The following is a 2,100-nucleotide window of genomic DNA, read 5'->3' on the forward strand; positions in this document are numbered from 1 at the left end:
GTGTACCTCTCCTGTTGGTTGTTGATTCGGGTTCAATCAACAGGGTACACCGCTTCTTCAATCAGCCCATACACCAGAAATCAGCATGGCTCTCCCAGCTTAAATGACAAATGTCACCCTCAAGTCATGACTTTTGACTCTGCAAAATTCCGCTGCTCACTGCAACAATATAGCCATATTCCACAAATGGGGTGATTTGATGCAAGCAGAGATAGCACACGACAAGGCGACAACAACAACCGAGGTAATCGCTACAGTCTGTAATCTGAAAAAATCTTTTGGCAAAACAATGGCCCTGGCTGGTGTTGATTTAGAGATTCGAGCCGGTCAGTTGGTCGCACTACTCGGCCCCAATGGGGCCGGTAAAACAACCCTAATTCAATCGCTGTTAGGCCGATATAAGCCCGATGCGGGTTATTGCCAGATCATGGGGGCAACGCCAACTGCCTGGCAAACCCGGCAACAAATGGGCGTGATGATGCAGGTGGCTCAGGTACCTGGCACTTTGACGGTGAGTGAGCATATTGAGAGTTTTTCAGCTTACTATCCATCGCCCAGGCCTCTGGCTGAAGTAATTGAGTTGTGTGGTTTGGAAAAAATCGCTGATCGGCGATTTGGAGAACTATCAGGCGGCCAAAAACAACGCTTGCTGTTTGCTCTGGCAATATGCGGCAACCCAAAGCTGTTACTGCTGGATGAGCCCACGGTCGGGCTGGACAGCCAGGCACGAAAAAATCTTTGGAAAGTCATTCAGCAATTAACAGCAACGGGCACGTCTATTTTGCTCACCACTCACTATATCGAAGAAGCCGAGGCGCTGGCAGATTATGTCTATGTATTAGCCGATGGGAAAATTATTGCTAAGGGTACCACCGAAGCCATCAAGCAAAATAGTCGCGGTCAGGTCATCACCTGTACAACGGCTCTCACTAATCAACAATTACATGACTTACCCTTTGTGTTCCACCTGGAATTGGCCGCGAGCGGACAGGCAAAATTATTCAGCCGTAATGCCGACGCAACACTTAGAGAACTACTTCTTCTCGATCAGAGCGCATCCCATTTGCGGATCAGTGACTGCACTCTGGAAGAAGCCTTTTCCGATATTTTGGAGCGGCACCAACAGCAATCCAATACCAATAATGCCGCCACGCTTTTTAAGAATCCTCACAAGGAGTAAACCGCCATGATGACGTCTAAACCACTCAATGCGCAGGAAATCACCGCTGGCTCGACAAGCAAGGCATTGACACAACATAGGCGCGCTCATCCAAGCCACTGGTTCCGGGTTTTGATCAGTGAAAGTCGGTTTGAAATACTCAAAACCATGCGCCAACCCGGTTTTGTGATCCCCAGTCTGGCTTTTCCCATGATGTTTTATTTGTTCTTTGGCATTATTTTTAATCGCAATGGCATGGGTAGCCAAATGCCGGTCTATATGATGGCGACTTACGGCACCTTTGGCGTGATAGGTCCATCTTTGTTTAGTTTTGGAGTTGGTGTGGCCGTTGAAAAAAGTCAGGGTTGGTTCGATTTGAAGCAAGCCAGCCCCATTCCACCCCTGCTCTATATTATTGCCCGAATCGTTTTGGCAATGGCCTTTTCACTGGCCATTTTGATTGGTCTGTATTCAATTGGCGCGCTGCTGGGCGATGTCGTTTTGCATCGAACTCAGTGGCTTTTGCTGACGCTAACCCTGCTTCTTGGGGCGATTCCTTTTTGTCTGTTTGGTTTATTTATCGGGCTGCGTTTCAAGGCACAGTCGGCTCCCGCAATTGTGAACTTAATTTATTTACCCAGCGCGTTTTTTTCCGGCCTGTGGATTCCCATAATGCTGTTTCCTGATTACCTGCAAAAGTTGGCTAATCTTTTGCCGCCTTATCATTTGGCGCAACTGGTCTTGCATATCATTAGTGGAGACGATAGTGCCAGAGCGGCCTTTACCAATGGCCAAAGCGTCAGTTACCACCTGATCCTTCTTGCAGGATACACGTTGCTATTTGGCTGGATGGCAATACGGAGCTATCAGAAAGAAATGGTTATTAACCCGGCAACGAAGAATATCTGATATTAATGTGTCGTCATGAACGAGAAGATAGA

General features: G+C 47.7%; 2 protein-coding genes. Both read left to right on the forward strand.

Annotation, left to right across the window (positions count from 1 at the left end):
• The first annotated feature begins 199 nt into the window (after window positions 1-199).
• The gene (locus tag D6694_10235) at window positions 200-1,180 is read left to right on the forward strand and encodes an ABC transporter ATP-binding protein (protein ID RMH40242.1); all 981 of its coding nucleotides are present in this window, start codon (window positions 200-202) and stop codon (window positions 1,178-1,180) included.
• Between the two features lie 6 nt (window positions 1,181-1,186).
• Window positions 1,187-2,068, forward strand: coding sequence for an ABC transporter permease (locus D6694_10240; GenBank protein RMH40243.1), 882 nt, complete (start codon window positions 1,187-1,189; stop codon window positions 2,066-2,068).
• Window positions 2,069-2,100 lie beyond the last annotated feature (32 nt).

The sequence above is a fragment of the Gammaproteobacteria bacterium genome, assembly GCA_003696665.1.
GTDB lineage: Bacteria > Pseudomonadota > Gammaproteobacteria > Enterobacterales.